Origin of the sequence: Longimicrobium sp., assembly GCF_036280135.1 — a bacterium.
Classification (GTDB): domain Bacteria; phylum Gemmatimonadota; class Gemmatimonadetes; order Longimicrobiales; family Longimicrobiaceae; genus Longimicrobium.
The window spans coordinates 1-21,995 of record NZ_DASURI010000462.1; the positions used below are offsets into that span (position 1 = coordinate 1).

Annotated in this window: 18 protein-coding genes; 9 read left to right on the forward strand and 9 right to left on the reverse strand. The window is 72.2% G+C overall.

The window, feature by feature from the left end; genetic code table 11:
- Positions 1 to 113: 113 nt before the first annotated feature.
- The 6 genes from VFZ20_RS14880 to VFZ20_RS14905 all read left to right on the forward strand — a co-directional run bounded on the left by VFZ20_RS14880 (position 114) and on the right by VFZ20_RS14905 (position 6,858).
- The gene (locus VFZ20_RS14880; protein ID WP_329684692.1) at positions 114 to 536 is read left to right on the forward strand and encodes a (2Fe-2S)-binding protein; all 423 of its coding nucleotides are present in this window, start codon (positions 114 to 116) and stop codon (positions 534 to 536) included.
- The gene (locus VFZ20_RS14885) at positions 533 to 1,354 is read left to right on the forward strand and encodes an FAD binding domain-containing protein (RefSeq protein WP_329684693.1); all 822 of its coding nucleotides are present in this window, start codon (positions 533 to 535) and stop codon (positions 1,352 to 1,354) included. The genes VFZ20_RS14880 and VFZ20_RS14885 overlap by 4 nt, the downstream gene beginning before the upstream one ends.
- Before the next feature lie 337 nt (positions 1,355 to 1,691).
- A complete protein-coding gene (locus VFZ20_RS14890) occupies positions 1,692 to 2,063 on the forward strand; it encodes a helix-turn-helix domain-containing protein (RefSeq protein ID WP_329684694.1) in 372 nt (123 codons plus the stop codon).
- Positions 2,063 to 3,361, forward strand: coding sequence for a type II toxin-antitoxin system HipA family toxin (locus VFZ20_RS14895; protein WP_329684695.1), 1,299 nt, complete (start codon positions 2,063 to 2,065; stop codon positions 3,359 to 3,361). Before VFZ20_RS14890 ends, VFZ20_RS14895 begins: the two co-directional genes overlap by 1 nt.
- Before the next feature lie 211 nt (positions 3,362 to 3,572).
- Positions 3,573 to 5,384, forward strand: a complete 1,812-nt coding sequence (locus VFZ20_RS14900) for a glycoside hydrolase family 3 protein (protein WP_329684696.1) — start codon at positions 3,573 to 3,575, stop codon at positions 5,382 to 5,384.
- 148 nt (positions 5,385 to 5,532) lie between these two features.
- On the forward strand, positions 5,533 to 6,858 hold the full coding sequence (locus VFZ20_RS14905) for an AI-2E family transporter (RefSeq protein ID WP_329684697.1): 1,326 nt from the start codon (positions 5,533 to 5,535) through the stop codon (positions 6,856 to 6,858).
- Between the two features lie 75 nt (positions 6,859 to 6,933).
- On the opposite strand, the gene VFZ20_RS14910 is transcribed toward VFZ20_RS14905, so the two are convergent.
- Both VFZ20_RS14910 and VFZ20_RS14915 read right to left on the reverse strand, forming a co-directional pair.
- Positions 6,934 to 7,401: a hypothetical protein gene (locus tag VFZ20_RS14910; protein WP_329684698.1), complete on the reverse strand. Its 468-nt coding sequence runs from the start codon at positions 7,399 to 7,401 to the stop codon at positions 6,934 to 6,936.
- Entirely contained in the window at positions 7,398 to 8,000 is a 603-nt protein-coding gene (locus tag VFZ20_RS14915; RefSeq protein ID WP_329684699.1) for a nucleotidyltransferase domain-containing protein, read from the reverse strand. Before VFZ20_RS14915 ends, VFZ20_RS14910 begins: the two co-directional genes overlap by 4 nt.
- Positions 8,001 to 8,362: 362 nt before the next feature.
- Between VFZ20_RS14915 and VFZ20_RS14920 the strand changes: the two genes are divergently transcribed.
- On the forward strand, positions 8,363 to 8,578 hold the full coding sequence (locus VFZ20_RS14920) for a hypothetical protein (protein ID WP_329684700.1): 216 nt from the start codon (positions 8,363 to 8,365) through the stop codon (positions 8,576 to 8,578).
- Between the two features lie 79 nt (positions 8,579 to 8,657).
- Here VFZ20_RS14920 and VFZ20_RS14925 read toward each other — a convergent pair whose 3' ends face one another.
- The 6 genes from VFZ20_RS14925 to VFZ20_RS14950 all read right to left on the reverse strand — a co-directional run bounded on the left by VFZ20_RS14925 (position 8,658) and on the right by VFZ20_RS14950 (position 15,233).
- Positions 8,658 to 10,100, reverse strand: coding sequence for a pitrilysin family protein (locus VFZ20_RS14925; RefSeq protein WP_329684701.1), 1,443 nt, complete (start codon positions 10,098 to 10,100; stop codon positions 8,658 to 8,660).
- Complete coding sequence (locus tag VFZ20_RS14930) at positions 10,097 to 11,491, reverse strand: pitrilysin family protein (RefSeq protein ID WP_329684702.1); 1,395 nt, start codon at positions 11,489 to 11,491, stop codon at positions 10,097 to 10,099. Before VFZ20_RS14930 ends, VFZ20_RS14925 begins: the two co-directional genes overlap by 4 nt.
- Before the next feature lie 532 nt (positions 11,492 to 12,023).
- Positions 12,024 to 12,374 (reverse strand): tRNA-binding protein, encoded by a 351-nt coding sequence (locus VFZ20_RS14935; protein ID WP_329684703.1) that lies wholly within the window; start codon positions 12,372 to 12,374, stop codon positions 12,024 to 12,026.
- Between the two features lie 104 nt (positions 12,375 to 12,478).
- Positions 12,479 to 13,408, reverse strand: coding sequence for a haloalkane dehalogenase (locus tag VFZ20_RS14940; protein WP_329684704.1), 930 nt, complete (start codon positions 13,406 to 13,408; stop codon positions 12,479 to 12,481).
- Positions 13,408 to 14,610, reverse strand: coding sequence for a hypothetical protein (locus VFZ20_RS14945; protein ID WP_329684705.1), 1,203 nt, complete (start codon positions 14,608 to 14,610; stop codon positions 13,408 to 13,410). Before VFZ20_RS14945 ends, VFZ20_RS14940 begins: the two co-directional genes overlap by 1 nt.
- 35 nt (positions 14,611 to 14,645) lie before the next feature.
- Positions 14,646 to 15,233 (reverse strand): hypothetical protein, encoded by a 588-nt coding sequence (locus tag VFZ20_RS14950; protein ID WP_329684706.1) that lies wholly within the window; start codon positions 15,231 to 15,233, stop codon positions 14,646 to 14,648.
- A 197-nt stretch (positions 15,234 to 15,430) separates the two neighbouring features.
- Here VFZ20_RS14950 and VFZ20_RS14955 point away from each other — a divergent pair, with 197 nt between their 5' ends.
- Together VFZ20_RS14955 and VFZ20_RS14960 are read left to right on the forward strand one after the other, a co-directional pair.
- Positions 15,431 to 16,078 carry a DUF433 domain-containing protein gene (locus VFZ20_RS14955; protein WP_329684707.1) on the forward strand — a complete coding sequence of 216 codons (648 nt, stop codon included), beginning with the start codon at positions 15,431 to 15,433 and terminating at the stop codon, positions 16,076 to 16,078.
- A gap of 17 nt (positions 16,079 to 16,095) precedes the next feature.
- Positions 16,096 to 16,467, forward strand: a complete 372-nt coding sequence (locus tag VFZ20_RS14960; RefSeq protein WP_329684708.1) for a DUF5615 family PIN-like protein — start codon at positions 16,096 to 16,098, stop codon at positions 16,465 to 16,467.
- 78 nt (positions 16,468 to 16,545) lie between these two features.
- Here VFZ20_RS14960 and VFZ20_RS14965 read toward each other — a convergent pair whose 3' ends face one another.
- On the reverse strand, positions 16,546 to 21,963 hold the full coding sequence (locus VFZ20_RS14965) for a non-ribosomal peptide synthetase (RefSeq protein ID WP_329684709.1): 5,418 nt from the start codon (positions 21,961 to 21,963) through the stop codon (positions 16,546 to 16,548).
- Between the last annotated feature and the right edge of the window lie 32 nt (positions 21,964 to 21,995).

Below are 21,995 nucleotides of genomic sequence, written 5' to 3' on the forward strand. Positions count from 1 at the left end.
GTGGGCGAGATGCCCATCGACGGGCCCGCGCCGGCGGTCGTGAACGCCATCCGACACCTGGGGCTGGATGTGCGCCAGATCCCCGCCATTCCCGAGACGTTGATGGAGGTTGCATGCGCTTCGTCCTGAACGGCGCCCCGACGGACGTCGGCGCGCACCCCATGAAGCGCCTGCTGGACGTGCTGCGCGAGGACTGCGGGCTCACGGGCGCCAAGGAAGGCTGCGGCGAGGGCGAGTGCGGCGCCTGCACGGTGCTGGTGGACGGCCAGCCCGTCGTCAGCTGCCTCGTCCCCTGCGCGCAGGCCGCGGGCGCGGAGGTCGTAACGATCGAGGGACTCGGCGGCGACCACCCGTACCAGCGCGCCTTCGCCGAGTTCAGCGGGGCGCAGTGCGGCATCTGCACGCCGGGGATGATCCTGGCCGCCGTCGCGCTGGGGCCCACCCCGTCCATCGACGACGTGCGGACGGGGCTGGCGGGCAACCTGTGCCGCTGCACGGGCTACGAGGCCATCTACCGCGCCATCCAGAACGCATGAAGACGGCACACACGGCGCTGGAGATGCGCGATCCGCGCACGCTGGGCGAGGCCCTGGCGATGCTGCGCGACGAGGGGCCGCTCACGCCCCTGGCGGGGTGTACGGACGTGTTCGTGAACCTGCACTTTGGCACGACGCCGGACCGGCGGTTCATCAACCTTTGGGCGCTGGACGAGCTGCGGGGGATCGGCGTTCGCGACGGCGTCCTGCGCCTGGGCGCGCTGACGACGTACACGGACGCCATCCGCTCGCCCGAGGTGAACGACTGGCTGCCGGCCCTGGTGGCCGCCGCGCGCGAGGTGGGCGGCGTGCAGATCCAGAACCGCGGCACCCTCGCGGGCAACCTGGCCAACGGCTCGCCCGCGGGCGACTCGCTCCCCGTGCTTGCCGCGGCGGATGCCGTCGTCGTGCTGCGCAGCGCGGGCGGCGAGCGGCGCGTGCCCGTCACGGAGCTGTACACGGGCTACCGCGCCACCGTCATCCGCCCCGACGAGCTCATCGTGGCCGTGGAGGTGCCGCCCGTCGAGGGGACGCAGTGGTTCCGCAAGGTGGGCACGCGCGCGGCGCAGGCCATCAGCAAGGTGGTGATGATGGCCGTGCGGGCGCCCCGCCCGCGCATCGCGTTCGGCAGCGTGGCGGCGACGGTGGTGCGCGTGCCGCGGACGGAGCAGGCGCTGGCGGACGGCGCGTCCATCGAGGAGGCGTGGGCCGTGCTGGCGGAGGAGATCCATCCTATCGACGACGTACGCTCCACCTCCGCGTATCGCCTGCGCGTGGCCGGCAACCTCCTTCGCCAGTGGTGGACGGAGACGCGCTGATCCGCTTCGCGACGGACAAGAAGAAGGGACTCACACGGGGCCTGCGGCCAACGGAGGGAACGGTAACGGGTAAACCCCGGTCCTTCCGTAAGACGCAGGCCCGTGTGCGCTCCGCCATCCTCCCTCTGCCCTCCTGGACGAACTCACGCCGGCCGCGCACCTCCCCCCGGCCGTAAACCGCCTCGCGCCAGCAGGATGGCTTGACAGGATGTCAGGAATATCTGACATTCCGATGCGTGTCAGATATTTCTGACATGTATGCGGCAGTTCTCCGCGTATCTTCTTGATGATCTCACGGGCGTAGTTTGCAACGACGCCCTGAAGCGAGGTGCACGGGATGAGGATCAGGACCCTCCTGGAGCTGGGGCTCCGCGTTCGCGACCGGCGGCTGGAGATGGGCATGTCGCAGGCCCAGCTCGCCGACCGCGTGGGCGTCTCGCGCCAGTGGGTCGTGAACCTGGAGCGGGGCAACGCCGGCGCGGCCCTGGGACAGGTGATGCAGGTGCTGGACATCCTCAAGCTGGACATGCACCTCCGCGACCGGCGCACCGGCAGGCGCACGGGCGAGCCCCGGGGCCCGCGCCGCAGCGTGAGCTACGACGACGTGGCGGCGTTCCTGGACGAGGTCCTGTCGCGCACGCGTGACCCCGAGCCCGAGGACGGCGAGCCGCACCAGCGCACGCCGCTCCGGCGCCTGGAGCAGGACTGATGGTCGGCGAGCTCGTCGCCGTCGTCCACGGGACGGAGATCGGCCGGGTGCGGCAGGACGCGCGTGGCAAGCTCGGATTTTCGTACGCCCCGTCGTGGCGCAGGCGCGAGGACGCCTTTCCCCTCTCCCTTTCCATGCCGCTGGCCCTTACCGACCACGGCGACACGGTCATCCGCCCGTTCCTGGAAGGCCTCCTTCCCGACAACCTGGACGTCCTGCACGAGTGGGGACGCCGCTTTCACGTATCGCCCAACAACCCGTTCATGCTGCTGGGCCGCGTGGGCGAGGACTGCCCCGGCGCCGTGCAGTTCGCGCCGCCCGAGCGCGTGGACGCCCTGCTGCGCGCCGCCCCGGGCGAGGTGGAGTGGCTCGCGGAGGCGGACGTGGCGCGCCGGCTGCGCGCGTTGCGCGGCAACCAGGGCGCCTGGCGCGAGATGGGCGACGTGGGCTACTTCAGCCTGGCGGGCGCGCAGCCCAAGACGGCGCTGCTGCGCGACGGCGACCGCTGGGGCGTGCCCTCCGGCCGCACGCCCACGACGCACATCCTCAAGCCGCCCGTGGGGCACTACGCCGGGTTCGCGGAGAACGAGCACGTGTGCCTGCGGCTGGCCCGCGCACTGGGCCTTGCCGCCGCGCGCACGGAGGTATGCCGGTTCGAGGACCAGGTGGCCATCGTCGTGGAGCGCTACGACCGGATGGCGGCCGGCGGCGCCATCCTCCGCGTGCACCAGGAGGACTGTTGCCAGGCGCTGGGCGTATCGCCGCGCATCAAGTACGAGGCCGAGGGTGGGCCCGGCGCCGTCCGCGTCATCCAGGTGCTGGAGCAGCACGGCAGCCATCCCGACGCCGACGTGGCCACGTTCGTGGACGCCCTCGCGCTCAACTGGGCCATCGGGGGAACCGACGCGCACGCAAAGAACTACTCCCTGCTGATCGGCGGACACGGACAGACGCGGCTGGCGCCCCTGTACGACATCGCGAGCGCGTTGCCGTATCATTACCTGCAGGTCCGCAAGCTCAAGCTGGCCATGCGCGTCGGCGGCGAGTACCGGCTGTTGTCCATCGAGCGGCGCCACTGGGAGCGGTTCGCGGGAGCCGTGGGGCTGGATGCCGGATCGCTCGTGCAGCGCGTGGCCGACGTGGCCGCGGCCGTCCCGGACCTGCTCGCGGATGCATGCAGCCAAGCCCGCGCAGAGGGCCTGGACGACCCGATTCTCGACAAGCTGACGGATACCGTGGCAGAGAACGCGCGGCGCATCATCTCCAAGATCAAAAGAGCTTCACCAGCAATGACTTGACGAGCGATGGTGTCAGATATTCGCGACATCATGCGGTATGTCAGAAATAACTGACAACTCCATCCGCGATCCTGATTGCCTGAAACGACTTGACGCGAATGCAGATCTGCATGTGTGCCGTCTGGCGCGGAATGTCCGACCCAGTGCCCGGCAGCCGGTTTGCAGGAAGGAATCGCGTCCACGATCGCAAACACCTCCTGACCGACTGCCGGTGCCCATCTCGTTCCTGGTCCTTCGTCCCGCCACCACGCTGGCGCTGATGCTGGCGGCCTGCGCCCCCGGCGACCGCGCCCGCGCCGAGGCCGCGCAGGACTCCACGCCCGCCGCCCGGGCCGCCGCGCCCGAGCCGCCGCGCATCCCGCCGCTGCGGACGGACAGCGCCGGCCGCGCGTGGGCGGAGCAGACGCTGGCGGGGCTCTCGCTGCGGCAGCGCGTGGCGCAGCTCGTGTTTCCGTGGATCAGCGGGCAGTCGCTGGCCGCCAATCCGTCGGAGCGGGAGCGGATGCTCGCCTGGGTGTCGCGCGACCAGGTGGGCGGGCTCATCGTCTCCACGGGCACGCCGGCCGCGCTGGCCGCCAAGCTGAACGCGGCGCAGATGCGCGCGGGGGTGCCGCTGCTCATCGTCTCGGACCTGGAGACGGGGCCGGGGATGCGGCTTTCGCCCGGCGGGACGATGATGCCGCCGTCCATGGCGTTCAGCGCGGCGGGAGACACGGCGCTGGCGTGGCAGGCCGGCCGCGCCACGGCCGAGGAGGCGCGCGCCGTGGGCATCCACATGACGCTGGGCCCGCTGTTCGACGTGAACTCCAACCCGGCGAACCCCATCATCAACGTGCGGTCGTTCGGCGAGTCGCCGGAGCAGGTGGGGGCCATGGGGACGGCGTGGATGCACGGCGCGCGGGCCGGCGGGCTGCTGGCCGTGGGCAAGCACTTTCCCGGGCACGGCGACACGCGCGTGGACTCGCACGTGGGCCTGGCGCAGACGGGCGCGGACTCCGCGCGGCTGCACGACGTGGAGATGGCGCCGTTCGCCCGGGCCGTGCGCGCGGGGATCGACGGCATTCTCGTGGGGCACATCGCCGCGGTCGGATTGGAGGGGCCCGACGCCCCGCCGGCCTCGCTCTCCCCGCGGATGGTGGGCCGGGAGCTGCGGGAGCGGATCGGGTTCGAGGGGCTCGTCTTTACGGACGCGCTGAACATGGGCGGGGTGACGCGCAGCTACTCGGTGAGCGAGGCATCCATCCGCGCCCTGCTGGCCGGCGCGGACGTGCTGCTGCAGCCGCCCGGGCACCCGACGGTGATCGACGACGTGGTGGCGGCGGTGGAGTCGGGCCGCATTCCCGCGTCGCGCATCGAGGAGGCCGCGCGGCGCGTGCTGCTGGCCAAGGCCGCCGCCGGCCTGCACCGCATGGCGCGCGTGGACGCCGGCGCCGTCGAAGGGCAGGTCGGGACGGACGCGCACCGTGCCGTGGCGCGCCGGGTGGCGGAGGCCTCCATCACCCTCGCCCGCGACGGGCGGAACCTGGTGCCGCTGCGGCCGGGCGCGCGCGTGCTGCACGTGACCTACACGGAGGCGGGGCGCGCCTCCGCGGGCGACGTGCTGAACCGCGAGCTGGCGGCCGGCGGGCTGAACGTGGACCACGTGCGCGTGGGCCCGTCCACGCCCGCGTCCACGTTCGCGTCCCTGCGCGAGCGCGCGGCCGCGGCGGACGTCGTCGTCGCCAGCGTGGTGATCGCGCCGTTCCAGTACCGCGAGCTGGGGATCCGCGGCGGGTTCGGGCCGTTCGTGGAGGGGCTGGCGTCCGCGGGACGGCCGGTGGTCGCCGTGTCGCTGGGGAGCCCGTACCTGCTGGAATCCTTTCCCTCCGTCCCCGCGTACCTCCTGGCGTGGAGCAACGCCGCCGTGAGCGAGTCCGCCGCCGCGCGCGCCCTGCTGGGGACCATCCCCATCCGCGGCCGCCTGCCCGTCTCGCTGCCGCCGTACCACCGCATGGGCGAGGGGATCACGCGCGGCGGGCGCTGAGCGCTGCGCCCCGGGCGGCATCCACCCTGCACAATCCTTTTGCACCGGCCGCGGGCGCGCCGATCGTGCGCGCCCATGCCGTCGCTCGTCATCCCCCCACATCCATCGCATCCGAATGCAAGCAGCCGCCCCGCCCTCCGACCGGTTGATGAAGCGCGGTCCCCTGCCCTGGCTCATCGGCGGGGCGTGCGTGGTGCTGATCGTCTCCGGGCTGCGCACCGCGTCCGGCATCCTGAACCCCATGCTGATGGCGGGCTTTTTGGCCCTGCTGCTGCAGCCCCTGACGGCGCGGCTGCGCAAGTGGGGCGTGGCGGGCGGGCTGGCGGTGACGGCGGTGGTCGTGGCCGTGGTGCTGAGCGGTCTGCTGATGGTGGCGTTCGTGGCCGTGTCGCTGCGGCAGGTGGCGCAGGAGCTCCCCGGGTACCGCGAGCAGCTGAACGGGGTGGTGACGTCGCTCACGCGGTGGCTGGCGGGGCACGGGATCGACGCGTTCGACTACCTGCAGCGGGCGGCGCAGGGGCCGCAGGTGGGCCAGTGGGTGCTGAGCACGTCGGGCGCCATGGCGGGCGCGCTGAGCAACCTGGTGCTCACGCTCTTCATCTTCGCGTTCATGCTGGGCGGCATGTGGGAGCTGGAGCGGCGCGCCAGCAAGCGCTCGCGGCAGTACAGCCCGCTGGCGGCGCGCTTCCTGGCGTTCAGCGACACCATCCGCGGCTACATGGGCGTGCGGGCGCTGCTGGGCCTGATCGCGGCCGTGCTGAACTATGTGCTGCTGGCCATCCTTGGCGTGGACTACGCGCTGCTGTGGGCCGTGCTGTCGTTCCTGCTGAGCTTTGTTCCCAACATCGGCTTTACGCTGGCCCTCATCCCGCCCATGCTGCTGGCGCTGCTGGAGGGCGGATGGAAGGAGGCGCTGGTGGTCTTCGTGGGCTACCAGCTCGTCAACAACGTGCTGGACAACGTCATCGGACCGCGCTTCGTGGGGCGGGAGATGAAGATCTCGGCGCTGCTGAGCTTTCTCTCCGTAATCTTCTGGGCGTGGGTGCTGGGCGCCACGGGGGCGATCCTGGCGGTGCCGCTCACGGTGCTCATCCGCGACCTGGCGTTCGGCCCGGCCAACCCGCCGGACGTGGGCCCGCCGCAGCCCGTCACGTCGTCCACCGTGCCCACGCCGCAGTCCGACGCCGAGCACCCGCGCGAGCCGGAGCCGGCCGCGGTCGAGCAGGCCGCGCTGGGAGAGGAGCCGGCTTCGGCCACGGCAACGGCATCGGATTCGGTGGATACCGAGCCCCTGTCCCTTCGCGTGGAGCCCGCTCCCGCCACGGACGAGCAGCCGACGCAGCGCTACGCTCCGCCGCCCGTGGATGAGACGCCGCCCCAGCCGGCCGACGACGAGACCGTTCGCGACAGGCCGCCGCCGGTGGACGAGACGCCGGTCCGGCCGGACGAGCGAGACGGTCGGCATCCGGCCTGAGCGGCTGAAGCGCCGTATGAAAGCGAAAGCCCCGCGACTACGCTTTCAGTTTCTTGGGGACCGGATCGGCCGAGCTCACCCCGGCGGCTCAATGCGATTGACAAGCGTTGTCCGATGCTCGCGTAGATCGATCGCTCCGTGCCGCAGAACACGCCGGGCGACTTCGGTCGCGCGTTCCGCATCTTCCGCGGACACCGCGACCTGCCATCCGTATTCGACTTCGGTGCGGCGCGTGCGGAATCCATCGAGATCCGCCACCGCCTGGCCCAGCTCAGGGCCCCCGATCAGCCGGGCAACGGCGAGCGTCATCTCGTGGTGATTGGCCGCGCGGACACGCAGGTCGCGTGAACGCACGACCGCCATCGCGGCGATCCGGCCCGCATCGTACGCCCGCACCAGCCGCCCGCTGGCGCTCAATCCCGAGACCAGCGCGTCGGCGAACGCCTGCAGCGCGTTCGACCACAAGCCGACAATCTCGTCGTCACCCGCGGGTTCACGCGCCAGCTTGCCGAGGTCAACCAGATTCTGGATACGATCGCTCACGCGCTGATCCTCCCGTCGGACGTGGGGAGCGCTTCCGGCGAGCCGATCAGCCACTGCTTGGGGCCGGCGAGCGCCTGCGGAAGAAAGCTCACGCCCGGCTGGGCATCGCGAAGAAAGCTCGTCCGGTCGTATCGCTTGGCGTCCACGGGGTGCGCGAGCACGAGCGACGCATCCAGCAACGCGCCGCCGAAGTCGCCGTCGCGGATGGCATCGCCGTACACGAGCAGGTCGATGTCGCTGTCGGATCGTGCATCCCCGCGGGCCCGCGAGCCGAAGATGAACGCCGCCTCCACGCCCGGGACGTCGCGGAGCACGTCGCGCAGCACTTCGGCAGGCGCGTAGGCGCCCACGAGCGACTCGATGGCGCGCCACTGCGGATGCGCGGGATCACGCACGTACACGATCCGCCGCCCGTCCGACTCCCGGCGAACGAGGCCCATCGACTCCAACCGGCCAAGCTCCGCCTGCAGCGAGCGCTTGCCCAGTCCCGTGTGACGCTCGAGCGCACGGCCGTGCTCGCGCCGGTCCGGGTGGACGACGAAATGAGCGAGCAGCCGTGCGCGCGCCGCGGATCCGATGAAGCCGCCAAGCATGTCCATGCCCTCAAATCTAGGGCAATGCTTGAAAGAGCGGAAGTGCGCATGCATCGGCGGCCGACGACGAGACCGTTTGCGACAGGCCGCCGCCTTCCGCGTAAGTCCAAGTCCCGCAAACGACATTTCTCACACGGGGCCTTCGGCCAACGGAGTTAACGGTAACGGATCACCGACAACAGCAGTTACCGTTGACCCCGTTGGGCCGAAGGCCCCGTGTGAGAATGCAGTTCATCCAGCGGCGGCATGCCCCGGAATCCGATTCCGCCGCTCTTCATCCCGAGGCAGGAAGATTTTTCATTGCCGCAGATCGTTTCAGGCACTACCATCTGCAGCACACTCTCCATCCATCCCAACACGGAGGCGTCATGCGAGAGAAGGCGATCCGGCTTTTGCTGTCCCTGGCGGTCGCGGTGGCACTGGGCTTTGGCGCGCGGCAGGCGTTCGCGTCGCCCGGCCCCACGGGACCCGGTACGGGCGGCTCGTGCAGCGAAGGCACGTGCGACTACTGGTGCGTCACCCAGGCGGGCGCCAACTACGGCTTCTGCCTGAACGGTACCTGCGTCTGCCGCAGCGGGCCCTGACGCGCCGGCGGCATTGCACAAGGAACGGGCCGGTCGCCGCGATGGCGACCGGCCCGTTTTCCGTCATCCGGAGCGCGGATCAGCGAAGGCGCTCGCCGACGGGGCTCCAGACCTCCACGTCGCCCAGGTTCAGCGCGCGGAGGGGCGCCTCGATCTGCGCCAGGTCGCCCGCGACGACGATCACCAGCGCGCCGGGATTGATGCGCGCGCGGCCCACCGTCCCCACGTCGGCCGCGCTCACGGCACTCAGGCGCTCGCGGTACGTGCCGTAGTAGTCCAGCGGCAGGCCCCACACGAGCAGGCTCTGCATCCGCTGGGCAAGGCCCTGCACCGTCTGCACGCTCGTGGGAAAGCTGCCCACCAGGTTGCCCGTGGCGCTCGTGAGCTCCTCGCCGGGGACGGCCTCATCCACCAGCCGGCCAAACTCGCGCACGGACTCCGCCACGGCCGAGTCCGTCGCGTTGGTCCGCACGGACGAGCTGATGAGCAGCGTGCCCGCGCCCCGAAGGGGGTTGAAGTTGGCGAACGCGCCGTACGTCCAGCCGTGCCGCTCGCGCAGATTCTGGTTGATACGCGCGTTGAACGCGCCGCCCAGCACCTGCGTGAGCACCTGCAGCCGTACCACGTCCGGGTCCTCCGCGCCCGCCGCCGCCATGCCGATGCGGATGGCGGACTGCACGGAGCCCGGCCGGTCCACCAGCACCACGCGCGTACGCTGTACGGGGCGCGCGGCGTTGGCCGTGCGCGCCAACCGGGGCGCGGCGCCGCTCCATCCGCCGAACGCGTCCTGCGCCAGCCGCCGCGCCTCGTCGGCCGTGACGTCGCCCACCAGCAGGAGGGTGGCGTTGCCAGGGACGTACATCCGCCGGTGCCACCCCAGCACGTCGTCGCGCGTGAGGGCGCCCAGCGTGGCCGCCGTGCCGCTCGCCGGACGAGCATACGGCGCCTCGGGGGCAAAGACGGCGCGCCAGAAGGTCTCCGTCCCCAATCCCTCGGCCGTGGCCTGGTTGGAGACGTAGCTGGTGATGGCCTGCTGCCGCACCCGCTCGAAGTCGCCCTCGGGAACGGCGGGCGACGTCACGGCATCGGCCGCCAGGCCCAGCGCCTCGGCAAAGACGGGCTTGAGGGCCGTGACGGAGACGAAGGCCAGGTTCTGCCCGGCGCCCGTCTGGAACTGCGCGCCCATCCGCTCCATCCGCTCCGCCAGCTCGGGGCCGGAAACCTGGGCGGTGCCCTCCGGCAGCAGGCTGGCCGTGAGCACGGCCAGGCCGTTCTGCGCGGCGGGCTCGTGCTCGGCGCCGGCGTCCACGATCAGCCGGGCCGTCACCAGGGGCATGGACGCCTGGCGGACGACGACGACCCGCATCCCGTTCTGCAGCCGGAAGTCCTCCACGGGCGGCAGGCGGTAGGGATTGGGCGTGCCCAGCGCGGGCTGCTGCGCCACGATCCGCACGTCGCGCTGCGCGGAGGCGGCGGCGGGCAGCAGCGCGGCCGCGGCCAGGGTGAGAAGCGTGCGGTTCATTGGGCGGCCTCCTGCCGGGCGGGCACGAACACCAGGATCGCGCGGTTGTCGTTGACCAGGAACCGGCTCGCCAGGGCGCGCACGTCGTCCACCGTGACGGCGGCGATGGACGGCAGGCGGCGGTTGATCCACCCCGCGTCGCCGTACAGCACGGCGCTCTCGGCCAGGGCGTCGCCCCGCCCGCCGAACCCGCCCATCTGCTGCAGGTTGTTAACGAGGTTGTAGCCCTCGGACGCCTGCGCGCGGGCCAGCTGCCCCGCGTCCAGCCGGGGGAGGATGCCGCCCAGCTCGCCCAGCAGCGCCGCCTCGAGCGAGTCGGCGCTGGAGCCCGGCTGGCCCACGGCGCCCACGACGAGCATGTCGGCGTCTTCCACGAGCCCGAAGTTGAACGAAAACACGCTCGTTGCCACCTGCCGCTCGCGCACCAGGGACTGGTACAGGGGCGATGAGCGGCCGTTGCCGATCATCTCCGCCAGCATGCTCACCACCGGCGCGCGCTCGTCGCGGCCGCCGGGCACGCGAAAGCCGATGTAGACGGCCGGCGCGGGCGCGTTGCGGTCCTCGATCACCTCGCGGGGCGAGGCGCCCAGCGTGGGCGGCAGCGGCACCCGGCGCACGGGCGGCGGCTCCGCCCCGCGGGGGATGCCGCCGAAGTAGCGCTGCACCATGGCCCGCGCCTGCGGGACGTCGATGTCGCCGGCGATGGCCAGGACGGCGTTGTTGGGCACGTAGTACGTGCGAAAGAAGGTGCGCACGTCTTCCAGCGTGGCGGCCTCCAGGTCCTGCATGGAACCGATCACGGTGTGCTGGTACGGGTGGTCGGCCGGGTACAGGTGGCTGAGCATGGCCTCGACCCAGCGGCCGTACGGCTGGTTGTCGTTGGACTGGCGGCGCTCGTTCTTCACCACCTCGCGCTGGTTGGCGAGCTTGGTCTCGTTGAGCGCCTCGTCCAGCGTGGCCATGCGGTCGGCCTCCAGCCACAGGGCCAGCTCCAGCGCGTGCGACGGCACCTGCTGAAAGTAGTTGGTGCGGTCCCAGCTGGTGGTGCCGTTGATGTCGGTGCCCGTGCGCGAGCCCACGGCCTCCAGCAGGCCAAAGTGCCGCCCCTCCGGCGCGTTGCGCGAGCCGGTGAAGAGCATGAGGTGCTCGAACAGGTGGGCGAACCCGGTGCGGCCGGGGGCCTCGTGCTTGGAGGCCACGTCGTACCACAGCACGGTGGCGGCCACGGGCGCGGAGCGGTCCACGTGGTAGATGACGCGCAGGCCGTTGGGCAGCGTGTCTTCCACGAAGTCCAGGCGCACCGTGGGGGCGGGCGCGCCGGTCTGCGCGCGCGCCGGCCCGGCGGCCGTGGCGGCGAGCAGCAGGGCGAGGGTGGGAACGATGGTCTTCACGGACGGCTCGGGTGTGGGTTTCCCGGCGGACGGCGGATCAGACCGCGCAACCTAACGCGCGCCCCCGCCGCGCGACAACGGGATCGTGCCGCGGGTGAGCGGATGGGATTCGATGGAGGATGCGCGATCGGGAGGGGATGCGCGGTGAGCGGATGGGATCGGATGGGCGGAGCCGGCGAGTCGGTGCGGCGGGGAAGTTGAGATACGCGGATCGGAGACACTCCCGGACGAAAGATCGGGCAGATCGGCGGTCCTCGCGCCGGAGCGAATGAATTCGCCGCTGGAGATGCACGAAATCCACCTTCGTGGACTGCACGCGGCCCCCGTGCCGGTGAGACGGATCTCTCGACGAGGCGCGGTACCGACGCCTTCGTCCGCCGTTCGGCCTGGAGGTGGCCGCGGTGTACTCCGGCGGCGATCAACTGGGGCAGTCCGCGCAGGCGGACTTCGTGATGTTCCAGCGACGGTTTCAACCGCTTGGCGCAGAGCCGGCGCCCCCCTCTGTCAGCTTCCGCCTCTGTCTGATTCCGCCTCAGAACACGCGCCCGCCGAGGGGGACGTCCTGGTCGGGGGCCAGGAGGACGACGGCGCCGTTCTCGTCCGGGACGCCCAGCACCAGCACCTCCGACATCACGGGGCCGATCTGCCGCGGGGGAAAGTTAGTGACCGCAATCACCCGCCGGCCGACGAGCGACTCCGGCGTGTAGTGCACCGTGAGCTGCGCGCTGCTCTTTTTGATCCCCAGCTCCGGCCCGAAGTCGATCCACAGCTTGATGGCCGGCTTGCGCGCCTCGGGAAACGCCTCCGCGCGCTCCACCCGCCCCACCCGCATGTGCACCTTCTCGAAATCCGCCCACGAGATCGTCTCCCCCGCCTCGCCCATCCCATCCTCCCTGTACGTCTGGTCTCGTTTGATTCGTCACTGCACCGGCGCGCGCGTCATCCCCTTCGACACAGCGGCCGGCGTCCACATCACGCGGCAGATGCCTATCGCGCCGAATCGGCCACGTCCGAACCCGGCGCGACGCCCAGGCCGCGCATCCAGTCCACGACGACGCGGGCCAGCTCCTCTCCACGGTCTTCCTGCAGAAAGTGGCCGGCGCCGCGGATGGTGGTGTGCGGCTGGCCGGCCGCGCCCGGCACGCGACGCTGAAAGCCGCGCTCCAGCCCGCGCGTAATGGCGTCCCCGTCGCTGAACGCGGTGAGGAACGGCTTGTCCCACCGCTCCAGCGCGGCCCAGGCGCGCAGGTTGGCCTCGCGCGCGGGGTCGTCGCGGCGCGTGGGAACCAGCGGCGGCAGCGCGCGCGGGCCGGTCTTGAACCGCTCGGACGGGAACGGCGCTTCGTACGCGGCCACGACCTCCGGCGCGAGCGGGGTCCGCGTGCCCGTGCGGATGATCCTACCCACGGGGAACACCGGCGTCCAGCGCGCGAACGCCTGCCAGACGCGGAACGCCCACGGGGTGCGCATGTCGCCCGTGGGCAGCGCTCCGTTGGCGACGGCGAGGCGCGCGAAGCGGTCCGGGTGCTCCGCCGCGATCCGCAGCCCGATGAGCGCGCCCCAGTCCTGGCAGACGAGCGTCACGTCGCGCAGGTCCATCGCCATCAGCCAGCCCGTCATCCACTCCACCAGCCGCGCGTAGCTGAACACCCAGGCATCCGCCGGCTTGTCGCTGCGCCCGAACCCCGGCAGGTCCGCCGCCACGGCGCGAAAGCCCGCGGCCGTAAAGACGGGGATCATCTTTCGATACAGGTACGACCACGACGGTTCGCCGTGCAGCATCACCACGGGCGGGGCGTCGCGCGGGCCCTCGTCCACGCAGGCGATGCGCAGCCCGTCCACCTCCGCGTACCGCGGTGTGAACGGCCACTCCGGCAGATTGGCGAACCGCTCGTCCGGGGTCCTCAGGATCTCCATCACGCGTCCACGAAGGGCGCGAGGTCCGCGTTCGGCGCGTCGCCCGTGATCACCGGCGACGAGGCGGACGCGGCCGCACGGGAGACGGAGATGGCCCATTCCATCACCCCGAAGAACGCCTGCATGGCCTCGTCGCTCCGGAGGTGCGCCAGGGGAAAGGACGGGCGGCGCTGGATGGCATCGGCCGGCACGTCCACGCCCGGAATGGCGTTGATGCGCTCCAGGAACTCGCGACGGCGCTCGTCCGGCTCGAAGCCGGGCATGTACTTCATGTGCTGCGGCTGGAGCTCGATCGTTCCGCCGGTCCACAAGGCGAAGCAAAAGACCCGGCGCCCGGCCACGTGCACCTGCGGAATGATGGAGCCCGCCGTGGTGCCGCGCCCGAACCACAGCGTGGGCATGGTCACGCGCGCCCACGCCAGGATGCGGTCGGCCAGGGCGAGCGTCTCGTCGCCGGCCCGCTGGCGCAGGGCGTCCCGAAAGCGGGGCTCCGTCCAGGGTTCCCCCTGCGGGCGGACGCCCTTTCGCGACTCCGCCGCGGCCGTCTGCCCCACCATTCGCGGCACGAGCGTCTTGATGCCCGGGCCCACGTACTGCCGGACCTCCACGCCCAGCACCTCCGCGGGATCCATCTGCCCGTTGAGGAACTCGATGATGCGCCGGAGCGACGCGGGGATAACGTCGGCAACGAACACCAGGCGGACCTTGCCCGCGATCAGGTTGGTCTTGGCCTGCTTCCAGAACGCTTCCGGATCGGCATCGCCCAGGAACGCGGCCAGCGCGCGCTCGGCGGCGCCGGGCTCGTCGCGGAACCGCCGCTCGAAGTGCTCGCGCATCCGCTCCACGGGCCAGTATCGCTCCGCGTTGGCCGCGTAGTCCATCATCTGCCCCACGACCTCGCGGCGGATGCGCGTGTCGGAGCTGCGCTTGACCTCCACCAGCGTGGGCACGGCATCCTGGTCCAGGAACAGGTGGTCCAGGTAGCCGTAGGTGGAGCCGGCGTCGTCGTCGATGGAGACGGGCATCTCGCGGGCGACCAGCAGCCAGCGCCGCGGCGCCCCGTCTCCGATCCCTTCGCACGCCATGAGGTGCGGATGGTCGGCCAGCAGCTTCTGGAGCATGGGCTCGTCCGCGTACGGGGCCTCGCGCATCTCCACCAGCTGGTTGGCCCCGTCGAGCAGAAAGATCACGCCGTCGTTCATGATCCGGTCGCCGATGAACGTTGAGTCGACGTGCGCTACCACGCCCAGCGCAGGCCGAAGCGCGTGCCGGACAGGCGCATCACGCCGTCTTGCCCGCCGCCACGGTACCACTCGCCCACGAAGCCGCCCGTGTCCGCCAGCCGCAGGTAGACGCCGGCGCCACTGCCGTTGGCGATCGTCTCGCGCCGGCGGGTGGTGACCTCCACCTCCTCGCCGCCGCCGCGCACCGTGGCGGGGTCCTGGAACTGCTGGTAGTAGTGGATCCCCGTGAAGCCGTAGACGCGCAGCACGCCCACGCCGTAGCCCACCTCCACGTCCCCGCCGGTGTCGTACAGCGTGCCGCCGCCGCCCTCCGCCTCGCCGCCGTAGCGCGCGCGGAACGCCTCCTGGTCCGCGCGCAGCCAGTGGATGCCGAGGGTGCCGCGGCCGCCCACGTACGGGCCGTCGTGCCCGCCGGCCTCGATCGTGTACGCCATGTCGACGGCGAACCGCGCGTCGACGAGCCCGTTTCCGCCGGCCCCCTGCCCCGCCATGAGGTAGCCGCCGCGCGCGAACTGTGCCCGTGCCGCCTGGGGAACGTACGCGGCCGCGAGGAGGGCCGCGAGAAGGATGATGCGCCGCATGAAAGCACCCGGAGGTGGAGGTGGGCCTGCCCGGCGCCGCGCGGGATGGAAGACCGGGGAGATGCGCGGCGAAACGTGCGCGGCCATGTACCCGCGCGCCCTCCGTGCGATCCACGGGCACCGCGCGACCGTGCCGACGGGGTCACTTGTGCCCGGATCAGACCATGAATAAATTCCTCCTCAGACGAGGAGGATTTATGCTTTCGAGGCGGCACATGGGCGGCCGGGGCCTGGCAGACAGGATCATCGCCACGGTAAACGAGGCGGCGTTCGTGTCCGGCGTATCGCGCCACGCGGTCAACCAGGCCATTGACCGGGGCGAGATCCGCACGCACGAGATGCGCTTCGAGACCGACGCCTCCGGCCGCACGGTCGGCGTGGCGGAGCTCATCTACCTGCACGTGCAGGACGTCCTCTCCACCAGCAGCCGGCGCGTAGTCTACAAGAAGCTGGTCCGCTTCAACGCGGACCTGGATTCCGTTCCGCCCACCATCGAGATGGCGAACGGCGTAAAGCTCGACATCACGGGCTCCGTGGCGGAGATCCGCACCCGGCTGGACGAGCTGTCGCGCATCAAGGGCCACGTGGAGGAAAACCCGGAGGTTCGGGGCGGCGAGCCGGTGTTTCGCGGCACGCGTATCCCCGTGCAGATGATCGCCAGCTTCGTGCGGGATGGAATTCCCGCGGAGGAGATCCTGGAGGATTATCCCGCGCTCGCTCCCGGATCGCTGGAGATCGCGACGCGGTACGCGGAGCTGTATCCCCGGCGCGGACGGCCCCGGCAGGCGCCCTGGCGCACCCAGGCCCCCACGCACGTCATTCACCCTGATGAGCCGCGTGCGTAGGCGGATGGGCGGCGTTCGTGATCCAGTTCCTGGTCGATGAGTGCCTGACCCCCAAACTCGTGGAGGTAGCGAATCGCTTTGGCTACGTCGCTCACCACGTGCAGTACCGTGATTGGAAAAGCCGGACGGACCAGGCGCTGCTCTCGTTCATCCGGGACGAAGACCTGACGATCGTCACGAACAACTGGAAGGACTTCGAACCCATGCTGCGGCGCGAGGAGATCCACCCGGGCGCGGTGGTGATCCCTAACGTGGCGCGAGCCGAGCAGATTTCCGCGTTCGAAACAGCGCTCCGTGCCATTCAGTCCATAGATCCGCCGCTGGACATGATCAATACGGTGGTGGAGGTGGACCAGTCGCACGTCGTCCGGGTGTATCCGCTCCCGTAGTGCCGGGACGGCATCGATGCAAAACGGCCAGCAGGGGACGATGCCCTGCTGGCCATTTCGCGCAGCGCGCAGATGGGGTCAGCCTCGGATGTCCTCCATGACATCGCGCAGGGCGGCCGCGAGGGTGACGGCGGCGGGCTCGTGGACGAGCTGTGCGTGCACGCCAGGGACGACGCGGACCTCGAGCTCGCCCGCCACGAACGGCCGCCAGCGGGGAGGCAGCGCGTCCGGGCCGACCCCGTCCTCCGCGCGACCCTCCGACGCCACGAAGAGAACGACGGGCGCGTCCAGCGGCGGCGGGTCCAGGTAGTCCCGAACGGCGCGGGCCGTGGCCTCGTACACGGCCATCACCCGCGCCACGCGCGCCAGCTCCGTGTCCATCACGTGCCCGCCGTGCCGCGCGATCCACCGCGACAGCGCCGGCAGCCGCTCCTGTGGCGCCAGCGGCCGCAGCTCGTCCGCCAGCGCGTCCAGCAGCGCCTCGTCGCCCGTGACGGTGCTGCCGGCGAAGCGGCGGTAGAGGGCCACCTGGTCCGGCGCGCTCATGTCGCGCTGCGCGTCGGGCGCGGGCGCGTCGAGGACGGCCACGAGCGCCACTGACTCACCCTCCGCGCGCAGGCGGCGGGCGGCCTCGAACGCCGTCAATCCGCCGGCCGACCATCCGCCCAGCCAGTACGGCCCGTGCGGCTGCGCGCGCCGGATCTCCTCCAGGTACCGCTCCACCATCTCCGCCACGGTCCACAGCGGTGCTTCCGCTCCGTTCACGCCAGGTGCCTGCAGGGCGAGGAACGGCTGGTCCGGTCCCAACAGGCGCGCCAGGTCCACGTACGGCATCACGGTGCCGCCCGCGGGCGGAAAGAAGAAGAGCGGCGGACGCGTGCCGTCCCCGGCGTTGAGCGTCACCAGCAGGCGCCCGTCGTCCGCGTCCGCACCCTCGCGGCGCAGGGCGTCGGCAAAGGCAGTGACGGTGGAGTGCTGGAAAAGCGCGGACAGGGGCAGGTCGCGGCCAAAGCGCTCCCGGATGTGCGGCAGCATCCGCACGGCCAGGAGCGAGTGGCCGCCCAGGCGGAAGAAGTCGTCGGTGGCGCCCACGCGCGGCACGCCCAGCGCCTCCGACCAGATGCGCGCCACCTCCAGCTCCGTCACGTCGCGCGGGACGACGAAGCCGTCGCCGGCCGGCCCCTCCGGTGCGGGGAGCGCGGCGCGGTCCAGCTTGCCGTTGGGCGTGAGCGGCAGCGCGTCGATGGGGACGAACACGGCCGGCACCATGTACGCGGGCAGGTGCGCCGCGCAGTGGCGATGCAGCCCCTCCACGTCCACCGCCGCTCCTTCCGCACCGACGACGTACGCCACGAGCAACAGCGTCCCCATGGGATCGGGACGGGCCACGACGGCCGCGTCACGGACGGCGGGATGGGCGCGGAGGACGGACTCCACCTCGCCCGGCTCCACCCGGAACCCGCGCACCTTGACCTGCTGGTCGATGCGGCCCAGGAACTCCACGTCCCCGCCCGTCAGCCAGCGCGCCCGGTCTCCCGTGCGGTACATGCGCGCGCCCGGCTCCGTCGCGAACGGATCGGGGACAAAGCGCTCCGCCGTGAGCGCGGGGCGGCCCAGGTACCCCCGCGCCACCCCGCGTCCCCCGATGCACAGCTCGCCCGGAACGCCGACCGCAACGGGCCGGAGAGCGAGATCCAGCACGTAGGCGCGGGCATTCGCCAGGGGCCGGCCGAGGGGGACAGTGCCGCCCGACGTGTCCGGCAGCTCCAAATCCGCCACGTACGCCAGCGCGCCCACGGTTGTCTCCGTGGGGCCGTAGTGATTGACGACGCGCAGCCCCGGCGCGAGGGCCCGGCCCTCGTCTACCCACGCGGCACGCAGCGCCTCGCCGCCCAGCACCAGGCAGCGGCGCGGCAGGACGGCGGCCGGGTCGCCGCCCCCCATCAGCGCAGCCAGGTGCGAGGGCGTGATCTTGAGCACGTCCACGTCGTTGTCCGCGAGGTACGACGCGAACGCGCGTCCATCCCCGATGCGCTCCCCGCCGATCACGTGGAGACACCCGCCGCCGCAGAGCGCGCCGAAGACGGAGGTGTGCCCCAGGTCCGCCGCGATGGTGCTCACCGTGGCGTACGAGGCGCGCTCCGGCAGCGCCAGCCGCTCCGCCACGGCCTGCACGTAGTGCGCGAGCTGCCGGTGCTCCACGGCCACGCCCTTGGGCCGGCCCGTGGACCCCGAGGTGTAGATGACGTACGCCAGCCACTCCGGCCGGATCTCCGGCAGCGCGACCGACGCCGGCGCATTCGGCTCGGCGTCGCCGATCCGCATCACCTCCGCACCGCTCCCTTCGAGCAGGGGAAGCAGCGCGTCCTGCGCCAGGACGAGCGACGCGTCGGCGTCCGCCAGCATGTCGGCCATGCGCGCGGGCGGGAACGCGGGGTCCAGCGGCACGTACGCCGCGCCCGCGCGCAGGATGCCCAGCAGCGCCACGATCATCTCCGCCGAGCGCTCCACGGCCAGCCCCACGCGCGCCTCCGGGCGGATGCCGCGCGCCACCAGCGCCCGCGCCATCCGCCGCGTCCGCGCGTCCAGCTCCGCGAACGTCAGCCGCTCGCCCTCGAAGGCCAGCGCGGGCGCGTCCGGCGTGCGCGCCACCCATCCGTCAAACAGGTCCAGCGCCGTCCGCGCGGAGAAGTCCCGATCGGTGCGGTTCCACTCCGCCAGCGCCGCGCGCTCCTCGTCCGACAGCAGGTCGATCTCCGATACGGGCACCTCCGGCCGCGCCGAAACGGCCACCAGCACGCGCGTCCACTGCGCCGCCATCCGCTCTATCGTGGCCGCGTCGAAGAGGTCGGCCGCGTAGCCCAGGGCGGCGTGCAGCGAGCCGTCCGGGAGCTCCGTCACCGTGAGCGTGACGTCTACCTTGGCGTCCGGCGCGCCTCGTCCCGCCACGGGCGCCAGCGACAGCGCGCCGGGCGCCTGGCCGGGCCCTTCGCCCGTGTTCTGCAGGTTGAACAGCGCCTGGAAGACCGGCGTGTACGCCAGGCTGCGCTCGGGCTTGAGCTCCTCCACGAGCTTTTCGAACGGCAGGTCCTGGTGCGCGAACGCCCCCAGCGTGGCCGAACGGACGCGCTCCAGCAGCGCCAGGAACGGCGGGTCACCGGACAGGTCCGTCCGCAGGGCCAGCGTGTTGACGAAGAGGCCGATCAGCCCCTCCGTCTCGCGCCGCGTGCGGCCGGCCACGGGCGTGCCCACGACGACGTCCGCCTGGCCGGAAGCGCGCGACAGGACCACGTCCCACGCGGCCAAGAGCGCCATGAAGAGCGTGGCGCCCTCCCGCCGGGCCAGCGCCCGCACCGAACCGGCCACGTCCGCCCCGACGGCGAACGTGTGCCGCGCGCCGCGCCGGCTCATGGCCGCGGGACGGGGACGGTCCGCCGGCAGCGCCAGCAGGGCCGGGGCGCCGGCCAGGGCCCCGCGCCAGTACGCCACCTGCCGGTCCAGCTCCTCCCCGGCCAGCCACCCCCGCTGCCACGCGGCGTAGTCCGCGTAGCGGACGGGCAGCGGCTCCAGCGGCGACGATTCGCCCGCGGCGAACGCCTCGTACAGGGCGAACAGCTCGCGGAAGAGGATGCCGTTGCTCCACCCGTCGCTCACGGCGTGGTGCAGCCCCAGCAGCACCGCGTGGTCATCCGGCGCGATCCGAAGGAGCCGCGCGCGGAACAGCGGCCCGTGCTCCAGGTCGAACGGCATCCGCCCCCACGCCGCCACGATGCGCCCGGCCTCATCGTCCCGCTCCTCCGGGGACAGGTCCGACAGATCGTCCACGGCCAGCCGGAAATCGTCCGCGGAGCCGACGCGCTGCACGGGGTGGCCGTCCACGAGCGGGAACGATGTCCGCAGGGGCTCGTGCCGGCGGACGACCTCCCGCAGGGCGGCCTCCAGCACGGCGGGATCCAGCGGTCCGCCCAGGCGCAGCGCGGGGCTCATGTTGTACAGCGCGCTGCCAGGGTCCATCCGGTCGATGAACCACAGCCGCTCCTGCGCGAACGAAAGGGGCGCATCGTTCGCCGGCGCCACGCGCGTGAGCGGCGGCGGCGCGAACGGAGCGTCCCCCTCCTGCCCCGCGCGGACGATGCGCGCGGCCAGGTCGCGGAGGACGGGCGTCTCGAAGATCGCGCGCAAGGACAGCTCCACGCCGAAGAGGTCGCGGATGCGCGACACGAGGCGCGTGGCAAGCAGCGAGTGCCCTCCCAGGGCGAAGAACCCGTACGTCGCGCCGACGCGCTCCACGCCCAGCAGCTCCGCCCAGGCGTCCGCCAGCAGCTGCTCCGTGGGGGACCGCGGGGGGACGTATCCGCCCTCCGGCCCCGCCGCGCCCGCGGGCTCCGGCAGCGCGCGCCGGTCCACCTTGCCGCTGGGCGTGAGGGGCAGCGCGTCCACGGGGACAAAGACGGACGGCACCATGGGGTCCGGAAGGGAGCGCAGCAGTCCCTCGCGCAGCGACTCGGGAGAGGGCCGCGCGTCCGCGTCCGCCGCGATCCACGCCACCAGCCGCGCGCCGCCCGGGCCGGGGCGCGCGTCCACGACGGCCTGCCGCACGCCGGGAAGGGCGGCGAGCGCCGCCTCCACCTCGCCCGGCTCCACGCGAAAGCCGCGCACCTTGACCTGGAAATCCGTGCGGCCCAGGTACTCCAGGGCGCCGTCCGCCCGCCAGCGCGCGCGGTCGCCCGTGCGGTACATGCGCGCACCCGGCTCCGGCGCGAACGGATCGGGGACGAAGCGCTCCGCCGTGAGCCCCGGGCGCCGCCAGTAGCCGCGCCCCACCTGCACCCCCGCGATCCACAGCTCGCCCGGCATGCCCACGGGCACCGGCGCGCCGCGCGCGTCCAGCACGTACATCCGCGTGTTGGCGATGGGGCGGCCGATGGGCACGCCGCCGCGCACCTCCGGCGTGCACGGCCAGTGGGTCACGTCCACCGCCGCCTCCGTGGGTCCATACAGGTTGTGCAGCTGACCTGAAGGGAGCGCCCCGAAGAAGCGCGTGACGAGGTCCGCGGGGAGCGCCTCGCCGCTGCTCATCACCGCGCGGAGCGACGTGCAGGCGGACGCATCCGCGCCGTCCAGCCACGCGCGCAGCATGGACGGGACGAAGTGCAGGAGGGTGATCCCCTCGCGCCGGATGAGCTCGTTGAGCGCCACGGGATCACGGTGCGCGCCGGGCGGGGCCATCACCAGCCGCGCGCCCACGGCCAGGGGCCAGAAGAATTCCCAGACGGAGACGTCGAAGCTGAACGGCGTCTTCTGCAGCACGGCGTCGTCCGGCGAGAGGCCGAACGCGTCCTGCATCCACGCGATGCGGTTCACGACCCCGCGGTGGGCGTTCATGGCGCCCTTGGGGCGGCCGGTGGAGCCGGACGTGTAGATGACGTACGCCAGCCGCTCCGTTCCGGCCGCGTCCGCATCCGCCGGGCGCTCCGCCGGCCACCCGTCCAGCACTCCGGGCGCGTCCAGGGCCAGGGCTGGGGCAC